This window comes from Vibrio sp. H11, assembly GCF_004804295.1.
In the GTDB taxonomy this organism is placed as follows: Bacteria; Pseudomonadota; Gammaproteobacteria; order Enterobacterales; family Vibrionaceae; genus Vibrio; species Vibrio ostreae.
In genome coordinates this window covers 1-25,270 of record NZ_SSHN01000002.1, presented here as the reverse complement: position 1 = coordinate 25,270, position 25,270 = coordinate 1, and the positions used below count along the sequence as shown (strand labels likewise).

The 25,270-nt window shown below is 51.0% G+C and carries 20 protein-coding genes; 7 read left to right on the top strand and 13 right to left on the bottom strand.

All coding sequences use genetic code 11. From position 1 onward, the window contains the following. Position 1: 1 nt before the first annotated feature. A complete protein-coding gene (locus tag E6C74_RS02890; RefSeq protein WP_136483214.1) occupies positions 2-451 on the bottom strand; it encodes a hypothetical protein in 450 nt (149 codons plus the stop codon). A 378-nt stretch (positions 452-829) separates the two neighbouring features. Here E6C74_RS02890 and E6C74_RS02885 point away from each other — a divergent pair, with 378 nt between their 5' ends. The 4 genes from E6C74_RS02885 to E6C74_RS02870 all read left to right on the top strand — a co-directional run bounded on the left by E6C74_RS02885 (position 830) and on the right by E6C74_RS02870 (position 4,993). Continuing rightward, positions 830-1,168 (top strand): hypothetical protein, encoded by a 339-nt coding sequence (locus E6C74_RS02885; protein WP_136483213.1) that lies wholly within the window; start codon positions 830-832, stop codon positions 1,166-1,168. Positions 1,169-1,373: 205 nt separating this feature from the next. Then, positions 1,374-2,039: a YjbF family lipoprotein gene (locus E6C74_RS02880; RefSeq protein ID WP_136483212.1), complete on the top strand. Its 666-nt coding sequence runs from the start codon at positions 1,374-1,376 to the stop codon at positions 2,037-2,039. 13 nt (positions 2,040-2,052) lie between these two features. Then, the gene (locus E6C74_RS02875; protein ID WP_136483211.1) at positions 2,053-2,793 is read left to right on the top strand and encodes a capsule biosynthesis GfcC family protein; all 741 of its coding nucleotides are present in this window, start codon (positions 2,053-2,055) and stop codon (positions 2,791-2,793) included. Between the two features lie 4 nt (positions 2,794-2,797). Next, on the top strand, positions 2,798-4,993 hold the full coding sequence (locus E6C74_RS02870; protein WP_136483210.1) for a YjbH domain-containing protein: 2,196 nt from the start codon (positions 2,798-2,800) through the stop codon (positions 4,991-4,993). Positions 4,994-5,334: 341 nt separating this feature from the next. On the opposite strand, the gene glmS is transcribed toward E6C74_RS02870, so the two are convergent. Beyond that, positions 5,335-7,167, bottom strand: coding sequence for a glutamine--fructose-6-phosphate transaminase (isomerizing) (gene glmS / locus E6C74_RS02865; RefSeq protein ID WP_136483209.1), 1,833 nt, complete (start codon positions 7,165-7,167; stop codon positions 5,335-5,337). Between the two features lie 107 nt (positions 7,168-7,274). Then, on the bottom strand, positions 7,275-8,036 hold the full coding sequence (locus E6C74_RS02860) for a DeoR/GlpR family DNA-binding transcription regulator (protein ID WP_136483208.1): 762 nt from the start codon (positions 8,034-8,036) through the stop codon (positions 7,275-7,277). Between the two features lie 436 nt (positions 8,037-8,472). Here E6C74_RS02860 and pykF point away from each other — a divergent pair, with 436 nt between their 5' ends. Further along, positions 8,473-9,885: a pyruvate kinase PykF gene (gene pykF / locus E6C74_RS02855; protein WP_136483207.1), complete on the top strand. Its 1,413-nt coding sequence runs from the start codon at positions 8,473-8,475 to the stop codon at positions 9,883-9,885. Positions 9,886-10,329: 444 nt separating this feature from the next. Here the strand turns inward: pykF and E6C74_RS02850 are convergent, their stop codons facing one another. The 3 genes from E6C74_RS02850 to E6C74_RS02840 all read right to left on the bottom strand — a co-directional run bounded on the left by E6C74_RS02850 (position 10,330) and on the right by E6C74_RS02840 (position 14,305). Then, positions 10,330-12,201 carry a diguanylate cyclase gene (locus E6C74_RS02850; RefSeq protein ID WP_240798119.1) on the bottom strand — a complete coding sequence of 624 codons (1,872 nt, stop codon included), beginning with the start codon at positions 12,199-12,201 and terminating at the stop codon, positions 10,330-10,332. Positions 12,202-12,429: 228 nt separating this feature from the next. Beyond that, positions 12,430-13,128 (bottom strand): oxidative stress defense protein, encoded by a 699-nt coding sequence (locus E6C74_RS02845; RefSeq protein WP_136483206.1) that lies wholly within the window; start codon positions 13,126-13,128, stop codon positions 12,430-12,432. Positions 13,129-13,402: 274 nt separating this feature from the next. Then, positions 13,403-14,305, bottom strand: coding sequence for a LysR family transcriptional regulator ArgP (locus E6C74_RS02840; protein WP_136483205.1), 903 nt, complete (start codon positions 14,303-14,305; stop codon positions 13,403-13,405). A gap of 152 nt (positions 14,306-14,457) precedes the next feature. Between E6C74_RS02840 and E6C74_RS02835 the strand changes: the two genes are divergently transcribed. Next, positions 14,458-15,081: a LysE/ArgO family amino acid transporter gene (locus tag E6C74_RS02835; RefSeq protein ID WP_136483204.1), complete on the top strand. Its 624-nt coding sequence runs from the start codon at positions 14,458-14,460 to the stop codon at positions 15,079-15,081. A gap of 135 nt (positions 15,082-15,216) precedes the next feature. On the opposite strand, the gene mscS is transcribed toward E6C74_RS02835, so the two are convergent. The 6 genes from mscS to E6C74_RS02805 all read right to left on the bottom strand — a co-directional run bounded on the left by mscS (position 15,217) and on the right by E6C74_RS02805 (position 23,448). Further along, the gene (mscS, locus tag E6C74_RS02830) at positions 15,217-16,080 is read right to left on the bottom strand and encodes a small-conductance mechanosensitive channel MscS (RefSeq protein WP_136483203.1); all 864 of its coding nucleotides are present in this window, start codon (positions 16,078-16,080) and stop codon (positions 15,217-15,219) included. A gap of 311 nt (positions 16,081-16,391) precedes the next feature. Then, positions 16,392-17,468 (bottom strand): class II fructose-bisphosphate aldolase, encoded by a 1,077-nt coding sequence (gene fbaA, locus E6C74_RS02825; protein ID WP_136483202.1) that lies wholly within the window; start codon positions 17,466-17,468, stop codon positions 16,392-16,394. 151 nt (positions 17,469-17,619) lie between these two features. Next, positions 17,620-18,783, bottom strand: a complete 1,164-nt coding sequence (locus tag E6C74_RS02820) for a phosphoglycerate kinase (RefSeq protein ID WP_136483201.1) — start codon at positions 18,781-18,783, stop codon at positions 17,620-17,622. Between the two features lie 254 nt (positions 18,784-19,037). Further along, positions 19,038-20,063, bottom strand: coding sequence for an erythrose-4-phosphate dehydrogenase (gene epd, locus E6C74_RS02815; RefSeq protein WP_136483200.1), 1,026 nt, complete (start codon positions 20,061-20,063; stop codon positions 19,038-19,040). 245 nt (positions 20,064-20,308) lie between these two features. After that, positions 20,309-21,265, bottom strand: a complete 957-nt coding sequence (locus tag E6C74_RS02810) for a siderophore ABC transporter substrate-binding protein (RefSeq protein ID WP_136483199.1) — start codon at positions 21,263-21,265, stop codon at positions 20,309-20,311. Positions 21,266-21,354: 89 nt separating this feature from the next. Continuing rightward, positions 21,355-23,448 carry a TonB-dependent receptor gene (locus E6C74_RS02805; protein WP_136483198.1) on the bottom strand — a complete coding sequence of 698 codons (2,094 nt, stop codon included), beginning with the start codon at positions 23,446-23,448 and terminating at the stop codon, positions 21,355-21,357. A 162-nt stretch (positions 23,449-23,610) separates the two neighbouring features. Here E6C74_RS02805 and E6C74_RS02800 point away from each other — a divergent pair, with 162 nt between their 5' ends. After that, on the top strand, positions 23,611-24,507 hold the full coding sequence (locus E6C74_RS02800; RefSeq protein WP_136483197.1) for a LysR family transcriptional regulator: 897 nt from the start codon (positions 23,611-23,613) through the stop codon (positions 24,505-24,507). Positions 24,508-24,589: 82 nt separating this feature from the next. Here E6C74_RS02800 and E6C74_RS02795 read toward each other — a convergent pair. Then, positions 24,590-25,270 (bottom strand): transketolase C-terminal domain-containing protein (locus E6C74_RS02795; protein WP_276605437.1); only part of this gene is annotated, 681 nt, incomplete at its 5' end.

Here is a 25,270-nt window from a genome sequence, read left to right as displayed (position 1 = left end):
GTCATAACTTAATTGAGGACGAGTGCTGAACAATATTTGGGATGAGATACCAGGCTCTGACTTGCTCCGGGTATTGTTTTTTCTCTGCACATGCAACGCGCAAGGTTTTATCACCACTCGCTTCGAAGATAGTCAGATCACGACAATCCTGGCCCAGACTAGAGGTGTACTGGGTACCTAACTGGATGGAGTAATCGGAGTTGTCGAGTCGGGTGCTTGCTGCCTGCTCTAACTGAGCACGATATTTGGCGGGTAATTTTTGGCCGAGAGGCTGAACAGAGGCTTCAACCAGAGGAAGGCTGGCCTGTACCTGACGTGGGGCACTGCTGCAAGCCGTGAGTCCCAGAATGCTGAGACAAGAAACGATGATGGTTTTATACATGTTTTGTTTGTACATCTTAGTGACTGTGCGCAGGCACGCTACCGCCCATCGGCTTTTAGCGTTAACCACACAACGCACCTCTCCATTTTTATTATTTGTATTATTCCTTTCTGTGCCTGGCTGAATATTTTTTTCAGCTTAATGACACGTCTATGAATAAGCCGTGAATCTTGGTTTACCTACGTACATTAGTAATAACTTACATATATAGGTGATTACTAATATAAATACGAGTAAACCGATTCATTCATAGGGGTATAACTATACATTTTTCCGCGCCAGAGTATAGCCTATGTTGAAAATTTGACGCAATACTGAACGTAAGTTGAACTGATTTAACGAAAATATTTATTTTTACAACGTCTTTATTTGCTCATAGAATGTATAGCGTGTATGGAATATGCACATCATCGATGGTTCATTTGTAAATTTACAAGGATATTATTAATGAAACACTTTGCTCTAGCAATGTTGGTGGCTTTTGGTATCTCTTCAACCGCAGTTAATGCTGCAGTAGAAGACGGTGCTGCTGGTGCATCAACGGGTGGTGGTACTACTGGTACTACTACAGCTGCAGGCGCCTCTTCTGGCGCAAGTACTGGTGCTGGCGTTGGTGCAGGCGCAGGTGCAGCTGGTTCAACGACCGCTGCTACGGCTGCTGCAACAGGTATTGCTACCTCTACAGCGGTTGCTGTAGGTGCAGGCCTGGCAGTTGCTGCTGTTGCCGTTGCATCATCGAACAACGATGGTACAACAGGTACTGACGGTACTGACGGTACTAACTAAGCGTGACGGTACTGACCAAGCGTTAGTATTTTGACGCCAAACACCCTTAGGTTCACGCCAAGGGTGTTTTTTTGCTTATTGGTTTTTTATTGTTGCTTATTGGTATAGTTGCTTATCGAGCTTTTACTTGTCGGTCTTGTTTGCTTACCCGAGCCATACACCGTTCGCTTTCATTAATTCAGTATTTATTATTCAGGACATACGGATGAGCCAGTTTTCGCGTTACGCGTCCATTCTTATTTTTACTTTACTGACCGGTTGCAGCCAACGCTTTGTCGATACCGGTTCCACTTTGAAAGAAGCTTTTTTCGGTTTCGAAGATGTGAACCTCAGCCAAGAACAGATAAAAAATCTGCCTTATGCGAGCATGTATGCCCGGGTTAATGGCACACACCAGATTCTGATGGTTTTGGCTGTTACCGAGCAAAATCCGCAAACCGGTAACCTGCAACTCAAATGGGTTTCTGCCGATAACGCGATGATCACGACGGAAAATGGCCGCATTGTTAAAACTCTGAATTTACCTGAAAGCAACCTGGTTAGTCTCTCGGCCAGCAATCAACTGACAGTGCCCTCTGCAAATAATTCTCAGCCCTGGAATGCCACTTATGACTGGCAGCCGGGCTATCAGTTTGGCCATGTGGCCAATGTCACTTCCCAGGTTACCGGACAACAAATGTTAACCTCTCCCGCATGGCAGAAGCAGACGACTCAAATCCGGGAAACGGTACGATTTAACGATACAGAATCACAGATGACGAGCAATTACTGGATTGATCAACAAGGCCAGGTAGTGAAAAGCGCCCAATGGGTCATCCCGGATCAACTCTTTATTGAGTTGGAAATCATCAAACCTTTTGCCGTCAAATAAAAGAGTGTTACCCATGAAACGGAAAATTCTGCTTGGCAGCCTGATGTTGTTGTCTGCCGCCTCTGTTGCGAACCCGCTTGTCGTTGAACTGCCCGGTGAAGGCGTGGCGCTGAAATACACTCAGCCAGTGCGCCTTGAACGAGTGCTGGCTGATACAATCCAACATTCCGACCACAGTTCTCCGCTGATCTACCCTTTGGCAAATCAATTATTTGACAGTAATAAAGAACAGCAGGCACAGCAATTAAAAAGCCAGGTGCTGACCGGCCTGCAAAAGTTTGCCAATACCAATAGTGACTGGACGGCCTCTGTCCAGCTGCTGATTGAACAGATCAAACGCTGGGACATTGGTTATCGTGAGTTTACGACACTGGATTACGATGATGTGCGCCTGAAAGCGGCGGCAAATCCGCTGCTGAGCGGTAAGTTTGAGCTGATTATTCCGCAGCGCAGCGCCAACATCAGTATCGAAGGTTTACTGTTCAGACCACAAAGCGTGCCGTTCAACCCTGCTTATAACCTGAGTGATTACCTGGCTGATATCACTCCGCTTTCCAGTGCCGATAACAGCGCAGCCTGGGTAATTTATCCCAACGGCGAGACGGTACATTCGGGCTATGAGTACTGGAACAACGAGCGCCGCCATCTGGCACCCGGCAGTGTCATTTTTCTGGGCTTTGGCTCCGACGACCCGCAGCTGATTGATTTAGAAAAAGATATCGTGAAACTCATCAGTATGAGAAAAGGATTATAAACAGATGCAACACTCGAGTTTACTGATTGCTGTTTGCAGTGTGCTTTCATCTTCTGCGGTCTGTGCGGCCCAAAACGCCAATTGGAAAGTATCCCAGACAGACTTTGGCGGCACCGGCCTGATGCAGACGCCTACAGCTCGTATGGCGGAAGAAGGTGAGTTCAACATTGGTGCGACCATCAACGATGATTACCAGCATTACATGGTGTCCCTGCAGCTGATGAGCTGGCTGGAAACCACGATTCGCTACACCCGCGTACCTGATTTTAAATTCAGTAACGATGAAAGCTACAGTGGCGATAACCTGTATACCGATAAAGGCCTGGATTTTAAAATCCGCCTGCTGCAAGAAAGCTACTGGTTGCCGGAAACCTCATTTGGTATTCGTGATATCGGTGGTACCGGATTATTTGACGGCGAATACGTCGCTGCGACCAAGCGTTTTGGCAGCCTGGATTTTACCTTAGGTATGGGCTGGGGATATCTGGGCCAGAGCGGCACTGTGACTAACCCATTCTGTAAAGCCACCGACAGTTACTGTATCCGTAACAACGATGAATATGCCGGTTCGGGCGGTAGCGTTGACTTTGACCGCTGGTTTAAAGGCCCGGCCGCCCTGTTTGGCGGGATTGAATATCAGACCCCGTATGAGCCGCTGCGCATTAAAGTCGAATATGAAGGGAATGATTACAGTCAGGATCTGCCGACCGTTAACGGTAAGGTTTTAAACCAGCATACTCCGTGGAACTTTGGCATCAACTACCGCCTGGGCGATTGGGGTGACGCACGAGTCAGCTATGAACGCGGCGATACGCTGACGCTGGGCTTTAACCTCTACACCAATTTTAATGATATGTCCGCCACCTGGCGTGATGATCCAAAGCCCCAGGCTCAATTACGACCTAACCCGCAAAACACAGACTGGCAGCAGGTAGCTCAGGAACTGGAGGATAATGCCGGTTATGAGATGAACGACATCCGCGTTGAAGATGATGCCGTTGTCGTGCGCGGACAGCAGAAGAAATACCGTGATCGCTCCGAAGCGCTGGATCGCACTGCGGCGATTCTGAACAATGCGTCCGACCAGTCGATCACAACGTTCCGGGTCATCGAGCAGCAAAGCGGTATGGATATGACTGAAACTCAGATCGATCGTGAGCAGTATGTTCATGCCGCGAACTACATGAGTGTGAATTCAGACGTGAACGATGCTTTCTCAGCCGGCGAACCCAGAGCCAAAAGAGACGATACGCTGGCCTCGACCAGAAAAACGTGGGACTACAACATCGACCCGTCCCTGAAACAGAGCCTTGGTGCGCCGGAAACCTTCTATCTGTATAGTCTGGGGTTCAACGCCGGCGCCAATGTGTGGCTGAGTAATAATGTCGAACTGGCGGGCTCGGTTTATTTCAACCTGGTCGATAACTATGACAAGTTTAACTACATCGAAAACTCACCGCACATTCGTAACTACTCTACACCGCGGGTACGTACTATGTTCCGTGCCTACGTACACGATAACCCGGTACGCCTTAACAACCTTCAGCTGACCTGGTTCGCTCAGCCAACTGACGGCCTGTATACCCAGGTGTATGGTGGCTATCTGGAAACCATGTTTGCCGGTGTTGGTGGTGAAATGCTGTATCGCCCGATGAACTCTAACTGGGCACTGGGTGTGGATGCCAACCTGGTCAGCCAGCGCGACCCGGATTCCTGGTTTGGTGTGTACAGTGACGACTACTTCTTCTACGATGAAGCGACCTGTGACGAGCGCATTCCGTCTTGTCAGGCTTATGTGCTGAGCCGCGGTACTACCGGTCATGTGTCTGCGTACTATATGCCGCAATGGGAGTTCCTCGACAATACCCTGATTAAAGTGCACGCCGGTAAGTTCCTGGGCGGTGATGTCGGTGTGATGGTCGACTTTTCCAAGCAGTTTAAGTCTGGCGTGACGGTTGGTGCTTACGCAGCGAAAACGGACCTGAGTGCAGAAGAATACGGCGAAGGCAGCTTCAGTAAAGGTTTCTATATCTCGATTCCGATGGACATCATGACGGTGAAACCAAGCACCAGCCGCGCTAATATCGCCTGGGAGCCAATCACCCGCGATGGCGGCCAGATGCTGCGCAAACGTCACTATCTGTTCACCGAGACAGACTCGCGCTCACCGTGGTATCAAAAACCCAGCAGCGTGAAGTAATCTGAATTAGCTTGGGTAATACCCGGCGGGTTAACTGGATGATACCCAGGTTCACTCACTAATAAATGGCGATGTTGTTCTGACAGCATCGCCATTTTTATGCGCCTTAGAAAAGGATATCGCGCTTCAAACGGAAATATTTAAGCAGGACACACACCGTAAAAACAGACATTGCAAAGGTGTGTGTCCCCGTAAAAAAGAAGGCGTGTGTCCTCGTAAGAAAGAGGCACCACAACGGTGTGTCCTGTTACGGGAAAGCTGTTTCGGGAAAGTGAATACACAAAAAGGCGCAGCCAGAAATGCATCTGACTGCGCCTTTGTTGTCGGGTCGGGTAACTGAATTACTCTACGGTTACCGCTTTGGCCAGGTTGCGTGGCTGGTCGACGTCGGTGCCTTTGATCAGGGCAACGTGGTATGACAGCAATTGCATCGGTACGGTGTAGAAGATCGGTGCGGTAATCTCGCTGACGTGCGGCATCGGGATGATCTTCATGCTTTCGTCGGCTTCAAAGCCGGCCTTCTCATCGGCGAACACATACAGCAGGCCGCCACGGGCGCGCACTTCTTCTACGTTCGATTTTAGTTTTTCCAGCAGGTCGTTGTTGGGTGCAATCACCACGACCGGCATATCGGCGTCGATCAGTGCCAGCGGGCCGTGTTTCAGTTCACCGGCTGCATAGGCTTCTGCGTGGATGTAGGAAATTTCTTTCAGCTTCAGTGACGCTTCCATCGCGATTGGGTAGTACTCACCGCGGCCCAGGAACAGGGTGTGGTGCTTGTCGGCAAAATCTTCCGCCAGGGTCTGGATCTGCTTGTCGAACGCCAGAGCGCTTTCAATTTGTGCCGGCAGCGCGTGGATCGCCTCAACGATTTCCGCTTCTTTGGCTTTATTGATTCGGCCCTGCTCTTTACCGATTGCCGTGACCAGCATCAGCATCGCCGCCAGTTGCGTCGTAAAGGCTTTGGTTGAAGCCACACCGATTTCGGTTCCGGCGCGGGTCATGAACGCGATGTCGGATTCACGTACCAGAGATGAACCGGAGACGTTACAGATGGTCATCGCGGCCATGTAGCCACGCTCTTTGGCGATACGCAGCGCAGCCAGAGTATCGGCGGTTTCACCCGACTGAGACAAGGTGATCAGCAGGCTGTTCGGACGGGTCACGAAGTTGCGGTAACGAAATTCAGACGCGATTTCTACGTCACAGCTGACACCGGCCAGCGCTTCAAACCAGTAGCGCGCTGCCATGCCCGAGTTGTAAGAAGTACCACAGGCGATGATCTGCACGTGCTCTACTTTACTCAGGATCTCGACCGCGTTAACACCAATGCTTTCGGTGATCACTGAATCTTTGGTGATACGGCCTTCCATGGTGTTGAGCAGCGCTTTTGGCTGTTCAAAGATCTCTTTTTGCATGAAGTGACGGTACTGGCCTTTATCACCGGCATCGTGCTCGGCGTTCGATTCGACAATCTCACGCTCAACCTGCTCACCTAAAGTGTTAAAAACGTTCACTTCGCGGCGGGTCATTTCCGCCACGTCACCTTCTTCCAGGTACATAAAGCGGCGGGTCACACTCAGCAGGGCCAGTTGATCTGAAGCCAGGAAGTTTTCGCCGACACCAAAACCGATCACGATCGGGCTGCCGGAACGGGCCACGACCAGACGGCTTGGGTCTTTGCGATCCACAACCACAGTACCGTACGCTCCTTCCAACTGCTTAACGGTTTTTTGTACCGCTTCCAGCAGCGAAGAAGCGCTGCGCAGTTCCCACTCCACCAGGTGAGCGATCACTTCGGTATCGGTTTGTGATTCAAATACGTAGCCGCGCGCGCGCAGTTGCTCACGCAGGGTTTCGTAGTTTTCGATGATGCCGTTGTGCACCACAGCGATGTCACCGGACATGTGCGGGTGGGCGTTGACTTCAGACGGCTCACCGTGCGTGGCCCAGCGGGTATGGGCGATCCCGGTACCACCGGAGACCTGCGCGGCGTCAACCGCGTCGGCCAGTTCCTGCACTTTACCCAGGCGGCGGATGCGGGTCAGTTGCTGCTCTCCATCCACAATCGCTACACCGGCTGAGTCGTAACCACGGTACTCAAGACGGCGCAGGCCTTCGACCAGAATTTCTGCCACATCACGCTGCGCTACCGCGCCAACAATTCCACACATATTGCTACTCCGTTAATTATTTTGCTTCCGGACAAAACGATTAAATTGCGTACATCATCCTTGTTCGCTGAAACAAGTTATGTCACTCAGAAGCGGGATTATTTTTATCAGGCCCGGATCACCCGCACCTGATGAGATTCAATTTGTTCAGCATAGTCATCAGACAGATCTCTGTCCGTTACCAGCACATCAATACTGTCCCAGGCCAGTTCCAGATTGGGAATCTTACGGCCGATTTTTTCTGACTCGACCATCACAATCACTTCACGCGATACTTCCGCCATCACCTTGCTCAGGCCGACCAGTTCGTTGAACGTGGTGGTGCCGCGTGCCAAATCAATGCCGTCTGCGCCGATAAACAGCTGATCAAAATCATAAGAGCGCAGCACAGATTCTGCCACCTGGCCCTGGAATGATTCCGAATGGGTATCCCAGGTGCCGCCGGTCATTAATAAGGTGGGTTCGCTTTCCAGTTCATTGAGGGCATTGGCGACATTGAGCGAGTTGGTCATCACCACCAGGCCGCGTTTGTCGTTCAGTTGCTGAATCAGTGCCGCGGTGGTACTGCCGCTGTCGATCACAATTCGGTTATGTTCCCGGATTAACTCTGCTGCCGCCTTTGCCAGTTCAACCTTTCGAAACGAAACTTTTGAATTCATTTCATCAGCGACCACTTCGCGCGGCAGGGCTATCGCACCACCGTAGCGTCTGAGCAGCAGGCCATTGGTTTCCAGTGAGGCCAAATCCTTACGGATGGTGACTTCGGAAGTATCAAACTGACTGGAAAGCGCTTCGACGCTCACTTCACCTTTCTCATTGACCAGATTGGCAATCGCGTGGCGTCTGAGCTGAGTATTTCGTTTCGACATGATTTCTTGTTTTGTTAGTTTCGAACTGAAAGAAATTATAATCAAGATGAAACATTTCTGTCCATTTATTTCGATCCAAAAAATTATTATTTCGCGCTAAAACCTTGTCCTAAGACAAACCTTAGACAGTGATATTGCCTTCATTCAGTGTTAGAATTCACACCCGAAAAGAAAAAAAATTACAGAATCAGATCACGAACTGGTGTCACAAAAGCCGTTCAACATGGATAAGTTGAAGATTTCTGAAATTTCATCCCATACAAATGGTCATAAAATGACTAAATTTGTTGAAAGACTTTCAGCTTTGAGGTGAGTAAAACTCGTGAACTACACTTGGCAATAGAAGAAGATAAGTTGCCACCACCGAGCTCACTTCGACGCTAACAACGAAACTTTACTTTATTTATTAAATTTTATTTACCGGAGAGACCCTTCCATGAAAAAGACCAAAATCGTTTGTACGATTGGCCCTAAAACTGAATCTGTAGAGAAGCTGACTGAACTGGTTGCAGCTGGCATGAACGTGATGCGCCTTAACTTCTCTCACGGTGACTTTGTTGAGCACGGTACTCGCATCGCGAACTTCCGTACTGTCATGGAAAACACAGGTAAGGAACTGGCTATCCTGCTGGATACTAAAGGTCCTGAAATCCGTACCATCAAACTGGAAAACGGTGATGACGTTGAGCTGGTTGCCGGCCAGGAATTCACCTTCACGACGGATACTAAAGTAGTCGGTAACAAAGACATCGTTGCAGTGACTTACGCAGGTTTCGCGAACGACCTGAACGTCGGTAACACTATCCTGGTTGACGACGGTCTGATCGAAATGGAAGTGGTGGCGAAAACTGACAGCGAAGTAAAATGTAAAGTTCTCAACAACGGCGCACTGGGCGAAAACAAAGGTGTTAACCTGCCAGGCGTTTCTGTGAACCTGCCAGCGCTGTCTGAAAAAGACAAAAACGACCTGAAATTTGGTTGTGAGCAAGGCGTTGATTTCGTTGCAGCATCTTTCATCCGTAAAGGTTCTGACGTGAAAGAAATCCGCGACGTGCTGAAAGCATTCGGCGGCGAAAACATCCAGATCATCTCTAAAATCGAAAACCAGGAAGGCGTAGACAACTTCGACGAAATTCTGGAACTGTCTGACGGTATCATGGTTGCACGTGGCGACCTGGGTGTAGAAATCCCGGCTGAAGAAGTTATCTTCGCGCAGAAGATGATGATCGAGAAATGTAACCGCGCACGTAAAGTGGTTATCACTGCAACCCAAATGCTGGATTCAATGATCAAGAACCCACGTCCGACTCGCGCAGAAGCGGGTGACGTAGCGAACGCGATCATGGACGGTACTGACGCAGTGATGCTGTCTGGTGAAACCGCGAAAGGCAAATACCCGGTTGAAGCTGTGAAGATCATGGCGCAAATCGCAAACCGTACTGACGCCGCACTGAAAGCGGAACTGGGCTCTCGTCTCGACAGCCCACGTCTGCGCATCACTGAAGCTGTATGTAAAGGCGCGGTAGATACTGCTGAGAAACTGGCTGCACCACTGATCGTGGTTGCAACTGAAGCGGGTAAATCAGCACGTTCAGTACGTAAGTACTTCCCGACTGCGAACATCATCGCGGTAACGACTAACAAGAAAACCGCCGCTCAGCTGGTGCTGACTAAAGGTGTGCGTCCGGTCGTGGTTGATTCAATCGCCAGCACTGATGACTTCTACCGTCTGGGTAAAGAGATTGCTCTGGAATCTGGTCTGGGTAAGAAAGGCGACATCGTGGTCATGGTTTCTGGCGCTCTGGTTGCTTCAGGTACCACTAACACAACATCTGTTCACGTACTGTAATTTCAGTCGCAGCACTTGTCCGGTCTGCGCCGGATAAAATAACAGACAATAAAAAATCGGGGCATGCCCCGATTTTTTTGTCTTTAATTTCTGTGGTTCAGCTACCAGCCAAAGAACTCTTTGTGATGGGTATTCAGCAATAAAACCATAGGTAGGAAATAAAGTGCGCTCAGTTTTATGCCCAACACCAACAAAAAGCCAATGGTCAGCCTCACCAGAAAGTGGTTAACCATACCTGCCCCGTTTTGCCCGGCGTCCTTATCGTGCTGTCTGTTCATCACGCAACGGTGACGACATGACCACCCAGTTTCCGGACAGCTATTGATGAAAAGAACAACAGTCTACTTATTGTACAGTTTAGCTCAAGCAAAAAGAGAAATTAGACTTTAGTCTCAGTGTCAGAAAAATGTGACACTCGTCAAGATTTGTCGGCATTAATAGACTTTATGCGATATCATCACAGCTATAACAGAGGGAAACCCGGTTACGCCCCAGAGTTTTAGACTCATATAAGGCAATATCGGCGCATTTATAGGAACGGGTGCTGTCCTGATTCAAGTCGGTAATTCCGGCACTGATGGTCACGGTTAGACTTTGGTCTAGGTCAACCGCATGGCGCAGACGCTCGACCACCGCCTGCGCTTCATCGATAGCCGTATGCGGCATAATCACAGCAAATTCCTCACCGCCGATCCGGCTGATAAAGTCGGTAGTGCGTAACTGGCTCACCAGAAGGTCGGCGACCTGCGCGATGACCCGGTCACCGGCGTCATGCCCCTGCTCATCATTAATCCGTTTGAAAAAGTCGATATCAATCAGCACCAGACAAGCATCGTGGCTGTCGGGATAACGCGCCACCAGCTGAGTCTGAGCCTGCAACTCCTGCTCAAATTTACGCCGGTTCCACAAATGGGTCAGCGAGTCCTTCTCACTCAATTCACGCAGCTTATTTTCCAGTGCTTTGTGCTCGGAAATATCCACCAGTGAAGTTATGTAATAACTGATGCGTCCGGCTTCGGAGATAGCCTGGATGCGCATGATGGTGGTCAGATGGCGCTGCTCCGGGGTGACAAATTCCACTTCGCCCTGCCAGAACTGGGCCTGCTCGACCAGTTCCAGCACATGCAGTATAAACTCGATACCCTGCTGAGACAGCAGTGTTTTCAGGCCGTTGCGGCCGACAACCCGCTCACTGCTGAGGCCGGTGATGTTCTCGAACTCCTGATTGACCTTGATGACCTGGTGCGAGGTATCGGAGATCATCACCGCCGACATCCCCTCCAGAGCCGCGCGCGCCAGTTTGCTTTCAATGTTACGGCGATGGTAATGCAGCGCCATCGACAAGGTCGGCAGGATAAACACCAGCAACAGCAGAAACACGAATATCCCCTGCTTGACCAGATCATCCACATCCCGTTGCAGACGCTGTTCCAATTGCTCAGGCGACAAGGTGATCACCAGATGCAGCTTTTGGTCTGCGGAGAGATCAAAGGTGGTAAAAATCAGCAGATGACCTTTTTCCTGGGTATAGCCATTTTGTATCTGCTTGATTTCATTCCAGCTGAGCGGAAAACGCTGCGCCAGACTTTCTGCGCGCAGGGAGCCTTGCCCCGGCGCATCTCGGTAATCACGTCCTGAGGCGACCAAATAGATCCCCTGCTCAGAAACCAGCTGCGGCCGCAGTTCGTTATTTAGTACATAATTGAGCCGGTTGGCCAGATTCCAAGGTTCGACAGTGACCATGATGTAGCCATAGCGCTTATCCAGTACCGATACCGGTCTAATGATCTGAATAGCCGGTAAGGTTAAGTCAACATCCGGCCCCAGCGCGTACTGTGAACTCCAGATACCAATATCATCGGCGGCGAGGGTTTGAGCGTAGCGAAAGAATCCGCTCTGTGAGTGATCGTGGCGGTCTTCCGTACTTTGCGCAGAATGGGGATGCGGATAATAATCGACCCGCAGTTTTTCGATGCCTTGATTGTCAACGAAACGGATATGATTGTAGCACTTCTGGCTCTTGAGCACAGACACGAACATACTTTTCAGTTGGTTCTTATTGTGTTCGCTCGGGTCAAGCGCAAAATCGGCCGTCAGCTGGCCGTCGCCGAGCAGGTCAACCACAGAGAACAACTGGTCCTGACTGTTGGCAAATTCACGCTCACTGTAGGTCAGTTGATTCAGGCCGCTCTGAGCGATCTCAATAATGGATGCTTGCTTGATTACCTGGTAGCGCTGGGAGTAGTATGCGGCCGTTGCGGTCAAAATCAGGGTGCTGACAATTGCAAGAAAGATCACTACTCTTGAAAATCTCATCACTCTGCGCCACTAATCTGCCAAAAATTAAGTCGGGCATTATAGCACCATCGCACGCAGACAGAATATAAAATAGCCGATTCATCATTTAACTCCATGATTTCTGCATTCGGCAGCAAAATAACGTGGTGTTGCAATGAATTATCGGCTGTCTCTGGTGAATCATTCTTGAAACTAAAAGTTAATCAGTTATCCATTTGTTATTTGAATTGGCTGCGCTCGGCACAGCTACTCCTCCAGACGATAGATAACCTGGACCCGATCGCGGATAGTCAGCACTGAGTCCTGATAGGTATCACTGATGGCGCGCTTTTCGCTCATGTTCATGCTGCGCATCAGTACCGGTTGCTGATTGGCATCGTTATATTCCACCTGCCAGATAGCACCGAGATGACGCTCAAAACCTTTTGCCACTGATTGTGCCTTAAGTTTGGCATCCTCAATCGCGGCCATACGCGCCTGCATCTGATATTTAGCCGGATCACTGACTTTGAGCTGAATGTTATCCACCTGGTTGATACCCGCAGCCAGAGCAATATCGAGATACTGATTCAGATTGGCGATCTCGCCGACTTCAACCGTCACATTACGCGACGCACGGTAGCCGACCAGTTCCGGCTGGCCCGATTGCGGATAATGATACTGCGGCGCAACAAACAGGTTGGAGCTGACAATCTGCTTACGCTCCACGCCAGATTCGGCCAGGCGGTCGGTAAACTGCGCCACTACCTTGTCCACCGCAGCTTTGGCCTGCTCGGCATTCATCGTGGTTTCCACCACCCGCACCGAGAACTGCGCCATGTCAGGCTGAGCCTCGACTTCACCATACCCTGTGGTCACCAGATGAGGAAAATCCGGAGTTTGTGCAAGCACACTCAGTGATGTCACACTGCAAAACACTAACGCTAGCTGGGCGATCCATTTCATTTATTCACCTTTTCTCGTCAAAGCCGGGGCCTGACCATACAGGGCCCGGGCAGATAAACCAGAGCAATAGCGCATCAACCCGTGCTGACTGCTCCCCTGTCTCTTGTGTTTTCTCGCCTGCACAGTTTAGCTTAGCCCGCAGGCACCCCCAACTGTGCACACCACCAACACGCAGACTTTGAGCTTATAATAGGTGAAAGGTTGCACACTCTCCGTCAATCCCAGGTAAACTGACATAACTTTGACCTGATAGCCCTTACGACCCTGACTGTGACTATATTGATTGCGGCAAAACACGCTGCGCCACGCGGATAATGTCGCGCGACAGACGCTTCAGAATGCCGCTCTCCAGCTGCCAGTGATGCCAGTACAGCTTTTGATCGATGCGCATGCCCGGCAAGATCTCCACCAGCAGCCCCTGCTCCAGCTCAGCGCGAATCTGAATTTCCGGGATCATGGCAAACCCGATCCCGGCCAGCGCGCCTTTCACACACGCCTCAGAACTGCCGACACTGTGCTTAACCGGACTTTGCATCTCATAGCCCAGCGACTTACGCACAAAGCGCTCGTTGACATAATCATTGGGATCAAACGCGATTGAGGGGGCGCTTTCCAGTGCCGCGCCGCTCACGCCGGCCGGGAAATAGCGCTGATAAAATCCCGGCGCACAGACACACAGATAAGGCATATCGCCAAGCAGCACCGCTTCACAGCCGGGGATCGATTTAGCCGACTGACTGATGGCAGCGACCACCTCGCCGTTTTTGAGTTTTTCTATCGTGCGGTGCTCGTCATCGACCAGCAGGTTAAGCTGGATATTACTCTGCTCAACCAACGGTGCCAGCGCCGGGATCAGCCAGGTCGCCAGACTGTCTGCATTGGTAGCAATGGAGACTGAGACGGTTTTGTCGCTGTCATCACCACTCAGATCCGGCAGAATTTCCTGTTCCAGAATGCATACCTGACGATATAAGCCGAGCAACTTCTGTCCGGCCGGTGTGACGCGCGGTGGTTGCTCGCGCACCAGCACCGGCTGCGCCAGCCACTTTTCCAGCTGCTTAATCCGTTGTGATACCGCCGACTGCGAGATACACAGTACGTCGGCGGCTTTTTCAAAACTGCGCTGAGCGATGATCTCATCCAGTGCTTCTATCCAGCGATAATCCAATCCGCGCATGACCCGACCTCATTAGCCTGACTTATTAGCAATTAATATTATTAGATTTATTTATTTTCACCCATCCTTTATTTTAACGCCAGATTTAATACTTACTCAGTTTTAAAACATAACTATTGTTTTCCGAACAACTATTGGCTTTAGGTTTCACTATGAACTTATGGATTTTACTGCAGGGCTTTGGTTTCGGCGCGACCATGATTATTCCGATCGGGGCTCAGAATGCGTTTGTGCTTAATCAGGGCATTAAGCGCAACCATCATCTCACCACCGCCACCCTGTGCAGCTTTTTAGACATCTTTTTTATCTCACTGGGGATCTTTGGCGGCGGCGCAATTCTGACTCAAAATGAATGGTTGCTGGCGCTGGTGACCCTGGGCGGCATTCTGTTTCTGATTTTCTATGGTATCCAGTCGCTGAAAAGCGCCTTTGACCAGCAGCAGGCAAGCAGCGATAAGCAGGCGATGCTGCGCGGTCGCCGGGCGGTGATTCTTGGCACCCTGGCCGTGACCGTGCTCAACCCGCACCTGTATCTGGATACGATTGTGATTCTGGGATCGATTGGCGGCCAGTTTGAAGGCAGCGACCGGCTTTCCTTTGCCATCGGTACCATACTGGCCTCGTTCGTGTGGTTCTATTCACTCTCCATCGGCGCGGCAAAACTGGCCCCAACGCTGTCCAAACCTAAGGTGAAAAAGATCATCGATCTGGTGGTGGCCGCAGTGATGTTTCTCATCGCCTTTACGCTCGGCCATAACCTGCAGTGGCCGGTTTAATCCGGCACTGCGGCATAGAATAAGCGCCAAGCATAGAAAAAGTGCCAAGCACATAACGTAAAAACGGAGGCTGAAGCCTCCGTTTTTTCTTAGTGAACCAAGTTGGTCCTAATAAATAACGAGCTGAATGAATAATTAGTCCAGCTTGTTGAGATGCACATCCATTTGCGGGAATGGGATCTCGATACCGTTTTCATCCAGCGCTTCTTTAATTGCCTGAGTCAGATCCCAGTAGACCGGCCAGTAATCGGCACTGTTCACCCAAGGGCGCACAATCAGGTTGACCGATGAATCTGCCAGCGTATGCACGGCAATATTGACCGCCGGATCTTTCAGTACGCGCGGGTCACTTTCCACCACTTTACGCAGCACTTCTTTGGTCTTTTTCAGATCCGCTTTGTACGATACGCCAATCAGCATATCCACCCGGCGGGTGTCGTAGCGTGAGTAGTTGACAATCGAGTCGCCAATCACAGATGAGTTCGGCAGTACGATCATCTTGTTATCCGGCGTTTTCAGAATGGTCTGGAAAATATGGATAGAATCCACTGAACCGGCCACGCCTGCCACTTCGACGTAGTCACCGGATTTGAACGGACGGAATGCCACGATCAGTACACCAGCGGCGAAGTTAGACAGCGAGCCTTGCAGAGCCAGGCCAATTGCCAGACCGGCCGCACCGATAACCGCGACCACAGATGCCGTCTGCACGCCGATGCGGCCCAGCGCCGCAATCAATACGATGACAAACAGCAGGTAACGCACCAGACCGTAGATGAACTGCACCACGGCTTTGTCCATCTGTTTCTTCTGCAGTACTTTGGACACGCTGCCGGCAATCACCTTGACGATGATATTACCGATAAACAAGATCAGCAGCGCAGAGATAATATTCACGCCGTATTGGATCAACAGATCCGAGTTATTGGTCAGCCAGGTATTGACCTGACCCAGACTATCGACAATTGGTATGTCTACACTGCTCGATTCACCAGCCATAGTGTTTATCCTCTAGAGTAATCATTATGTATTTCTATATAAACCACTGACTATCATACACATAATATGCGCCGTGCTGACATCAGATTTTGGTTAATTATTCGTTTGGCACAGCTTATCTGCGACAATTTGCATTAAATTGACACAGTAAGTTTAAAGGCTTACAAAGCAAAAGGTTATGAGGTGAGCATCGTGCCTGTTACAGCGTATGCAATAAATACCGGCGTTGCCAACTCAGGCACTGATTTGTTTGCGGCAGATACAAAAAAACCCGCTCGATGAGCGGGTTTGCGAATCACATCAATGCCAGATTACAGTACGTCAACTGAGTTCAGGTCAGAGAATGCTTGCTCCAGGCGAGTTACCATTGAAGCTTGACCAGCACGCAGCCATACGCGTGGATCGTAGTATTTCTTGTTTGGTGCATCTTCACCAGTCGGGTTACCGATTTGACCTTGCAGGTAATCGTGGTTAGCCGCTTCGTATTCACGGATACCATCCCAACATGCCCACTGAGTATCAGTATCGATGTTCATTTTGATAACACCGTAGCCGATAGATTCGCGGATTTCTTCCAGAGAAGAACCTGAACCACCGTGGAATACGAAGTTCAGTGAGTTTTCTGGCAGGTTGAATTTCTCAGAAACGTATTTTTGAGAATCACGCAGGATAGTTGGAGTCAGTACTACGTTACCTGGTTTGTAAACGCCGTGTACGTTACCGAAAGAGGCCGCGATAGTGAAACGGTGGCTGATTGCGCTCAGTTTTTCGTAAGCGTATGCCACGTCTTCCGGAGAAGTGTACAGCTCAGATGCGTCCATGTCAGAGTTATCAACGCCGTCTTCTTCACCACCGGTACAACCCAGTTCGATTTCCAGAGTCATGTTCATTTTCGCCATGCGCTCAAGGTATTTCGCTGAGATCTCGATGTTTTCTTCCAGAGACTCTTCAGACAGGTCGATCATGTGAGAAGAGAACAGTGGCTTACCGGTTTCTGCGAAGTGTTTTTCACCCGCGTCCAGCAGACCGTCGATCCATGGCAGCAGTTTTTTCGCTGCGTGGTCAGTGTGCAGGATGACAGGCACGCCGTAAGATTCCGCAACAGTGTGAACGTGTTTTGCACCCGCGATCGCACCCAGGATTTGAGTTTGCTGACCTTCAAGTTTCAGACCTTTACCAGCAAAGAAACCCGCGCCGCCGTTAGAGAACTGCACGATAACCGGAGATTTAACTTTCGCTGCTGCTTCCAGTACTGCGTTTACAGAATCAGAACCGATACAGTTTACTGCTGGCAGAGCAAATTGGTTTGCTTTAGCAATTTCAAATACTTTCTGAACGTCGTCGCCAGAGATCACACCTGGTTTAACGAAATCGAAGATCTTAGACATGGATATAATCCTATTTTTGTCGTTTTAATTAAAAACGGTAAGTTTACATTCTTGTAAAAGCTTGCTTACAACTGGCGCTATTCTAGCAGAAGAAACCGGCCGGTGCAGCAAACAAGAAAGCGGGAAATCACTCCCGCTTTCTATCAATCAGTTACGCTTTAGCGCGTGCTTCCAGCATTTCAACTGCAGGCAGAACTTTACCTTCTACAAACTCAAGGAAAGCGCCGCCGCCGGTTGAGATGTATGAAACGTCTGCTTTGATGCCGAACTTGTCGATCGCAGCCAGTGTGTCACCACCACCGGCAACAGAGAAGCCTTCAGACGCTGCAATCGCTTCTGAAATGCCACGGGTACCGGCTTCGAAGTTCTTGAACTCGAATACGCCTACCGGGCCGTTCCACAGGATAGTTTTCGCGTTTTTCAGGATTTCAGCCAGTTGCGCCGTTGAATCCGGGCCCAGGTCGAAGATCATGTCGTCGTCCTGAACGTCAGCCACGTTTTTGATTTCCGCTTCTGCGTTTTCGTCGAAGGCTTTGGCACACGCCACGTCAGTCGCAACCGGAATGGCACACTCGTCCATCAGTTTCTTAGCCGTGTCAACCAGGTCAGCTTCGTACAGAGACTTACCTACGTTGTGGCCTGCTGCTGCGATGAAGGTGTTGGCGATACCACCGCCAACAACCAGTTGGTCAGCGATTTTCGACAGTGATTCAAGTACCGTCAGTTTGGTCGAGACTTTAGAGCCGCCAACGATAGCAACCATTGGGCGAGCCGGGTTGTCCATGGCTTTACCCAGTGCATCCAGTTCGTTCGCCAGCAAAGGACCTGCACATGCGATCGGTGCAAACATACCCACGCCGTGAGTTGAAGCTTGTGCACGGTGCGCGGTACCGAACGCGTCCATTACGAATACGTCACACAGTGCTGCGTATTTCTTAGACAGCTCTTCTTCGTTTTTCTTTTCGCCTTTGTTGAAACGAACGTTTTCCAGAACAACCAGTTCACCAGCGTTCAGTTCCAGACCTTCCAGGTACTCTTTCGCCAGTTTCACTTCGCAGTCCAGCGCGTCGTTCAGGTAGTTCACAACAGGCTGTAGAGAGAACTCTTCTGCGTATTCGCCTTCAGTAGGACGACCCAGGTGAGATGTCACCATTACTTTCGCGCCAGCTTCCAGGCAGTGCTTGATCGTTGGTAGTGATGCCAGGATACGTGCATCAGAAGTCACTTTGCCATCTTTTACTGGTACGTTCAGGTCAGCACGGATAAATACGCGTTTACCTGCCAGATCCAGGTCAGTCATCTTGATTACAGACATGGTTTGTCCTCTCAAATATTCAAAGAAAATAAAGTTTTCGTCAGTTCGGCGATCCTGCCGAACCTGTCAATTCTTAAATTGCTTAGTCAATTTTTAAACTAAGTTAGTCAATTTTCAAACTACTTAGTCAATGTTCAAATTACTTAGGATATGGGGATCATGATATTTATTTCAATGCTAAAAATAAATATTTTTCCCCAATCAGGGGCAGCGCTCTCCCCATTCGGGGGCAACCGCCTCACCAGGCTAAAGCGCTATTGCGCGGCCTGCATCGCTAACGCAGTATCGAGCATACGGTTAGCAAATCCCCATTCGTTGTCGCACCAGACCAGCATTTTGACCAGTTGCCCGTTACTTACCCGTGTCTGGGTTCCGTCCACAATCGCACTGTGCGGATCATGGTTAAAATCGATGGAAACGAGCGGCGCTTCAGTATAGTCAACAATGTTGCTTAATGTACACTGAGACGCCTGTACTATGGTTTGATTTACGTCATTAACTTTCACATTTGTGTTCAAGGTAACGCTTAAATCCATCGCGGTCACATTTACGGTCGGTACGCGCACCGAAATGGCTTCAAATTTGTTGGAAAATTTCGGAAATATCCGTTCGATCCCTTTGTGCAGTTTGGTATCGACCGGAATGATCGACTGGCTGGCCGCACGGGTACGGCGCAGGTCACTGTGATAAGCATCGATGACCTGCTGATCATTCATTGATGAGTGAATGGTGGTGATGGTGCCGGAGTCAATGCCGAACGCATCGTCGAGGACCTTGATGATCGGTACGATGCAGTTGGTGGTACAGGAACCGTTGGAAACGATGTGCTGATCAGCGCTCAGGGTATCGTGGTTCACACCATAGATGATGGTGTTATCGATGTCCGCTGCACCAGGATGGGAAAACAGCACCTTGCCGGCGCCGGCCTCAATATGTTGCAGTCCATCGGCACGCGATCCGTACACGCCGGTACAATCGAGCACGATGTCGACATCAAGATCGCGCCACGGCAGCAGCGGTATTTCAGCCAGATGCAGAATACGCACCCGGTCAAAGTCGCCGTTGTCATGATGAATATACATGTGTTCCTGATCGTGGCTGATTTTTTTACCAAACCGGCCATGACTGGTGTCATATTGCAACAGGTGCGCCATGGCTTCGGGCTTGGCAAGCTCATTCACCGCCACCACTTTAATGTGTTGGTTTTTGCCACTTTCGTACACAGCCCGCAGCACGTTACGGCCAATGCGTCCGAATCCGTTGATCGCCACTTTTAACATCGGTTCACTATCCCTTATTCCTTGTGCTGTGATGGTAGCGAGAAACGTCCGTTGATTCACCAAAAATCCGCCGCCAGCGGCTATCTTTTCTGCTTGTTTTGGAGTGAAACCGCTCCCAGCCGGGTTGGTTTACTGTACACCCAGTGATTAATTAAGCCGCTCTATGCCTGATTTCGGCGTATAAAGAAGCCCGGCACCATGGCCGGGCTTGAAACAGGACAGTGTTCAATCTTAATCAGGCAGGCTTACTGCTCAAAACGACTGCTCAGATCGTTGAGGGTTTTGACTACACTCTGATAGCCGCCCAGGGCCAGGTACCACTCTTTCGGGTTGAGGTAGTAAACCTGCTCTTTTTGCCATGCCGTCGTCGCGGTGATCTTGTCCATTGCTGACAGAGTTTCCACCGCTTTACCTTCACCACCGGTCGCCGCGCCGCGATCCAGCACAAACAGCCAGCTAGGGTTTTCAGCCAGGGCCGCATCCAGACGCTGCTGACGCTCAGCCTGTTGCTGCTTGGCTTCTTCTGAGCCTGGTTTGGCACGTGGTTTCGGCTCTGCCGCTTCCACGGCCGGTACCACAGATTTGAGGCCGGTCAGGTCATACAGCATACCAAAACGCTCACCCGGAGCATGCAACATCACGTGGCCGTTAATGGTAAACAGCACCAGTGCCGGGCCTTGTTTGGCCGCTTGCGCATGCAGGCTGTGCAGTTTGTTATTGAATTCGACACTCAGTTGCTGCGCTTTTTCCTGCTGGTTGAACAGGGTGCCGAGCAGTGCCAGATTATGCTGCATGCCTTGCACGAAGTGGCCAGCATCAATGCTCAGATCCAGTGTCGGCGCCAGTTTGCTCAGCTCCTCGTAAGCACGTGACGAACGGCCGGCAACGATGATTAAGTCCGGCTGCAGCTGTTTCAGCGCATCGTAATCGGGCTTGAACAGATCGCCGATTTTAGTGACGTCGTCTCCTGAGTAGTGGCTAAGGTATTGCGGCATAAAAGTGTCCGGCACGCCCGCGGCGCTGACACCCAGGGCATTCATGGTATCCAGGGTTGCCAGGTCAAACACAGCCACACGCTGCGGTGCCTGCTCAACGGTCGTCGTGCCCTGCTTGTGCTGCACGGTCAGCGGAAACGCCAGCGCAGGCTGGATAAAACTCAATACGCTGGCGACAACCGCCAGGCCAACTGCCAATATTTTCATTGCTGTTCTCTTATATAGTCAGGTTTGCTCACGATAAAGCGGAAGGCCGGTATTTTATTCTCCGGGCCTCCCGCCTTTACTCTGTCAACTTAGAAGCGCATGGTCAGCGCCAGGTTGTACTTACGACCATCGAGGATGTAACGGTAGTTCTCGTCTTTCTCCGGGTTGATCTCTTTGTTAAACGCGTTGTACACGCCTGCTTTCAGGCTGATGTCTTGTTTGATTTTGTACACCAGACCGAGGTCAAACAGGGTATAGCCCGGGATCTTGAGGCCGTTGCTTGAGCTGCCGCTGGTGCCGGTCTGCCAGCGACCGGTGGTTTTGCTGCGGTAGTTACCTTGAGTCCAGAGCAGCAGTTTCTCCGTTGCCTGCCATTCCACTGACGCGTTGTACATGTGTTTCGCCACATCATTGAGCGGCTCACCTTTGTACTCACCGCTCTTCTGCTCGGTTTTGGTAAAGGTGTACGACTGGCGCAGCAGCACATCTTCGTTGATCTGGTAATCCATGGTCGCTTCAATACCGGACATTTCCGCTTTAGCGATGTTTTCGTAGGCGGTATAACCGTATTGGTGCGCCGGATAGACAGTGCCGCCGTAGTTACACTCGACGTTGGCTTCACAGATACGGCCGGTGCGGTTGATCTTGTCTTCAAACTCGGTCAGATACGCGGTCAGCGTGGCGGAGATACCCGAATCATAGCTGTCGTCAAAGCCAAGGCCGATTTCATAGTTGATACTGGTTTCCGGTTTAAGATCCGGGTTACCGATGATCACACCACCGCGCGAGGTGGCACCAAAATCGGTTGCGCTCTGGCGCAGGCTCGGCGCTTTGTAGCCGGAAGTCACCCCGCCTTTAACCACCCAGGCATCGGTCAGGCCGTAGACGGTGTACACTTTCGGGCTGAAGTGGTTACCAAACGCTTCGTTGTCATCAAAACGGCCGCTCAGCACAATTGACCAGTCATCCATCGGCAGCCATTCATTTTCGGCAAAAATCGAGTACTGGTAACGTTCCATGGTGTTGATGGCATCGGCGTCGGCGACCACAGGCTCAGACAAGCCATTGGTCGCACCATCTTCCAGTTTTTCGTTTTTGTAGGTCGCGCCGACCGTCAGGGTATTGGCGTCCCAGAACCAGTTGGCTTGTGAGTTCAGGGTCAGCACATCGAAGTCGATACCGTTACCGGTATTTTCGTTCACCCGCGACGGGTTCTCGGAGTGGTCGTAGTTGACGTAAGATTTAACGCGCATGCGATCATAGTGACCTTCATGCTCTAGGAAATAGGTGTCACGGATGGATTTGCTGTAGCTCTGCTCCGCATCACTGATGCTGCCGTCGCGGTTGGTGACGGTTTTCGCAATACTCACGCCCGGGTTATGGGTGCGCTCCTGCTCGGCACGGCTGTAGCCGAATGTCAGGTTGTTTTGCTCATTCACGCTCCAGTTGAGCTTAGTGCTGAAGTTGCGGCGTTTGTATTCCGGATCGGACGCTTCACTGTCATCGCTGCCGATAAAGTGGCTTTCGTCCTGATTGAGGTAAGAACCGGTGAACTGCAGTGAGAGCGTATCATCGATCAACGGCGCATTGAGCGCCACGCTGGTCTGGGTGGAATCTTCATTCACTTTGTTCGAGCTGTCGGCCAGGTTGTATTCCGTGGTGATGCTGCCGCTCCACTCATTGCCGACTTTCTTGGTGATCACGTTAATCACGCCGCCCATCGCATCCGAGCCGTACAAGGATGACGCCGGACCACGGATGACTTCGATACGCTCGATTTGCGAAACAGGAGGCAAAAAGTTAATCGGCGTACCAGCCTGGGTGCCATTAAGGCCAAAGGCATCGTTGCCTTGTACCGGACGGCCGTCAATCAGGAACAAGGTGTAATCAGATGACATACCGCGAATCATGATCGACTGCTCTACACCACCACCGGAGACTTGCACCCCGGAAATATTTTTTAACACATCAGTGATGTCGGTGTAGGACTTTTTTTCGATATCTTCAGCGGTGATCACCGAGATGGTTGCCGGGGCACGGGTAATATTCTGCTCAAAGCCCGAGGCGGTGACCACCACAGTTTCGTGAGCCTGATCTTGCGCCTCATTGGCCAGAGCCGGGAATTGACAAACCAGGCCGAGGGATACTGCTAATGAGACTCTAGATGGCGTCCATGTGTACATCTGACACTCCTTTCTGCTTTAAATGAAAATAATTATCAAAATCAAGATGAGAATTATTCACAAAAAGGAGTGCATGAATAGGGCAAGATGTGGAATACTTAGGCCCAGTTATGGAACAAAGCCTAATTTTTGTTGTCACCTCGGCCCGAAGAGGAAAGAAAAATGCAGGATCTCAGTGCAGTGCGCGCCTTCCATGCGCTCTGCCAACACAAAAGCCTGACCGGAGCGGCCAAAGCCCTCAACCAGCCTAAATCCACGCTCAGCCGCCGTCTGACTCAGTTAGAAGAAGACTTAGGCCAGGCTCTGGTCACACGCCAGGGCAACCGCCTGGCGCTGACCAAAGCCGGCGAAGTATTTGCCACCTACTCTGAGCAGTTGCTCGATCTGGCCAATAAAAGTCAGGAAGCCCTGCACGAGCTCAACCATGAGGTCAGCGGTGAAATGACCCTGGTCGTTCATCCTAACCTGACCCGCGGCTGGATGAGCCGGGTACTGGATGAATTTATGCTGCAACATCCGCAGCTGCGTGTGCGTCTCTACAGTCAGTTTCAGCATGGTGAACAGGCGCTGGAACCGGATTTGATTATCTGGATCGGCGATATCGGTCCGGCTGGCTACCGGCGCGAACTGCTCGGAGAGTGGCGCTGCGCCGTCTATGCCTCCCCTGCTTATCTTGAGCAGCATCGCCAGCCCGGCCATCCGCGCGATCTGACGCAGCACGCCTGGATTGACCTGGTCGCGCTGCGCCACGAAGCGCTGACGCTGACCCACCCGCAACTGGGCGATTATGTGCTGCCGGCCAAAGAGAGCCGCCTGCAGTGCGACAGTCTCTACATGCAGATCGATACCATTGCCAAGGGACGCGGTATCGGCCTGCTACCCAACTGGGTGGCACAAAGCTATGAAAAGCATCATCCGGGCAGTATCGCGGTCTGTCTGCCGCAGTGGTCAGCCGCCCCTTCCAATATCAACTGCTACTACCCGACCGGACGCCATCCGTTGCGGCTGCGCCTGTTTATTGATGCGCTGCGCGCTGCCTGCCCCGATGAGTGGAAATAAGCATGTCGCTTAGCATGCCTTAAACGAAAAAGGCCCTGCTCAGTGAGCAGGGCCTTGGGTTTGATTGCGTATTAACCCCGGCTTACGCCAGCAGTTCGTTCGCCGTATTGACCACGTTTTCCGCCGTGAAGCCGAACATCTTGAACAGCTCGCCCGCTGGTGCAGATTCACCGAAAGTAGTCATACCGATGATACGACCGCCAAAGCCGACGTACTTGTACCAGAAGTCTGCGATGCCCGCTTCAACCGCGATACGTGCCGTGACGTCTGATGGCAGTACCGCTTCACGGTAAGCCGCATCCTGCTTGTCGAAAGTATCAGTCGATGGCATAGACACCACGCGAACCTGCTTACCGGCTGCCGTCAGTTGCGCTGCGGCTTGTACGGTCAGTTCTACTTCAGAGCCGGTCGCGATCAGGATCAGCTCAGGTTTGCCGGCACAATCTTGCAGGATATAACCGCCTTTGGCGATGTCCGCCACTTGCTGCGCGCTGCGCGCTTGCTGAGCCAGGTTCTGACGCGAGAAGATCAGCGCCGATGGCGCATCTTTACGCTCGATAGCCAGTTTCCACGCGACCGCAGATTCGACCTGGTCACATGGACGCCACGTGCTCATGTTTGGTGTCAGACGCAGTGACGCTACTTGCTCGACCGGTTGGTGAGTCGGGCCATCTTCACCCAGACCGATGGAGTCGTGAGTGTAGACCTGGATGTTCTGAATCTTCATCAGCGCCGCCATACGCATCGCGTTACGTGCGTATTC

Excerpts from the sequence above, each read along its gene's own strand:
- fbaA (WP_136483202.1), bottom strand. The coding sequence starts at position 17,468 with ATGTCTAAGATCTTCGATTTCGTTAAACCAGGTGTGATCTCTGGCGAC.
- E6C74_RS02810 (WP_136483199.1), bottom strand. The coding sequence starts at position 21,265 with ATGAAAATATTGGCAGTTGGCCTGGCGGTTGTCGCCAGCGTATTGAGT.
- E6C74_RS02835 (WP_136483204.1), top strand. The coding sequence starts at position 14,458 with ATGAACTTATGGATTTTACTGCAGGGCTTTGGTTTCGGCGCGACCATG.
- E6C74_RS02870 (WP_136483210.1), top strand. The coding sequence starts at position 2,798 with ATGCAACACTCGAGTTTACTGATTGCTGTTTGCAGTGTGCTTTCATCT.
- E6C74_RS02860 (WP_136483208.1), bottom strand. The coding sequence starts at position 8,036 with ATGTCGAAACGAAATACTCAGCTCAGACGCCACGCGATTGCCAATCTG.
- E6C74_RS02845 (WP_136483206.1), bottom strand. The coding sequence starts at position 13,128 with ATGAAATGGATCGCCCAGCTAGCGTTAGTGTTTTGCAGTGTGACATCA.
- E6C74_RS02885 (WP_136483213.1), top strand. The coding sequence starts at position 830 with ATGAAACACTTTGCTCTAGCAATGTTGGTGGCTTTTGGTATCTCTTCA.
- glmS (WP_136483209.1), bottom strand. The coding sequence starts at position 7,167 with ATGTGTGGAATTGTTGGCGCGGTAGCGCAGCGTGATGTGGCAGAAATT.
- mscS (WP_136483203.1), bottom strand. The coding sequence starts at position 16,080 with ATGGCTGGTGAATCGAGCAGTGTAGACATACCAATTGTCGATAGTCTG.
- E6C74_RS02880 (WP_136483212.1), top strand. The coding sequence starts at position 1,374 with ATGAGCCAGTTTTCGCGTTACGCGTCCATTCTTATTTTTACTTTACTG.
- E6C74_RS02805 (WP_136483198.1), bottom strand. The coding sequence starts at position 23,448 with ATGTACACATGGACGCCATCTAGAGTCTCATTAGCAGTATCCCTCGGC.
- epd (WP_136483200.1), bottom strand. The coding sequence starts at position 20,063 with ATGTTAAAAGTGGCGATCAACGGATTCGGACGCATTGGCCGTAACGTG.
- pykF (WP_136483207.1), top strand. The coding sequence starts at position 8,473 with ATGAAAAAGACCAAAATCGTTTGTACGATTGGCCCTAAAACTGAATCT.
- E6C74_RS02820 (WP_136483201.1), bottom strand. The coding sequence starts at position 18,783 with ATGTCTGTAATCAAGATGACTGACCTGGATCTGGCAGGTAAACGCGTA.
- E6C74_RS02800 (WP_136483197.1), top strand. The coding sequence starts at position 23,611 with ATGCAGGATCTCAGTGCAGTGCGCGCCTTCCATGCGCTCTGCCAACAC.
- E6C74_RS02875 (WP_136483211.1), top strand. The coding sequence starts at position 2,053 with ATGAAACGGAAAATTCTGCTTGGCAGCCTGATGTTGTTGTCTGCCGCC.
- E6C74_RS02850 (WP_240798119.1), bottom strand. The coding sequence starts at position 12,201 with ATGAGATTTTCAAGAGTAGTGATCTTTCTTGCAATTGTCAGCACCCTG.
- E6C74_RS02840 (WP_136483205.1), bottom strand. The coding sequence starts at position 14,305 with ATGCGCGGATTGGATTATCGCTGGATAGAAGCACTGGATGAGATCATC.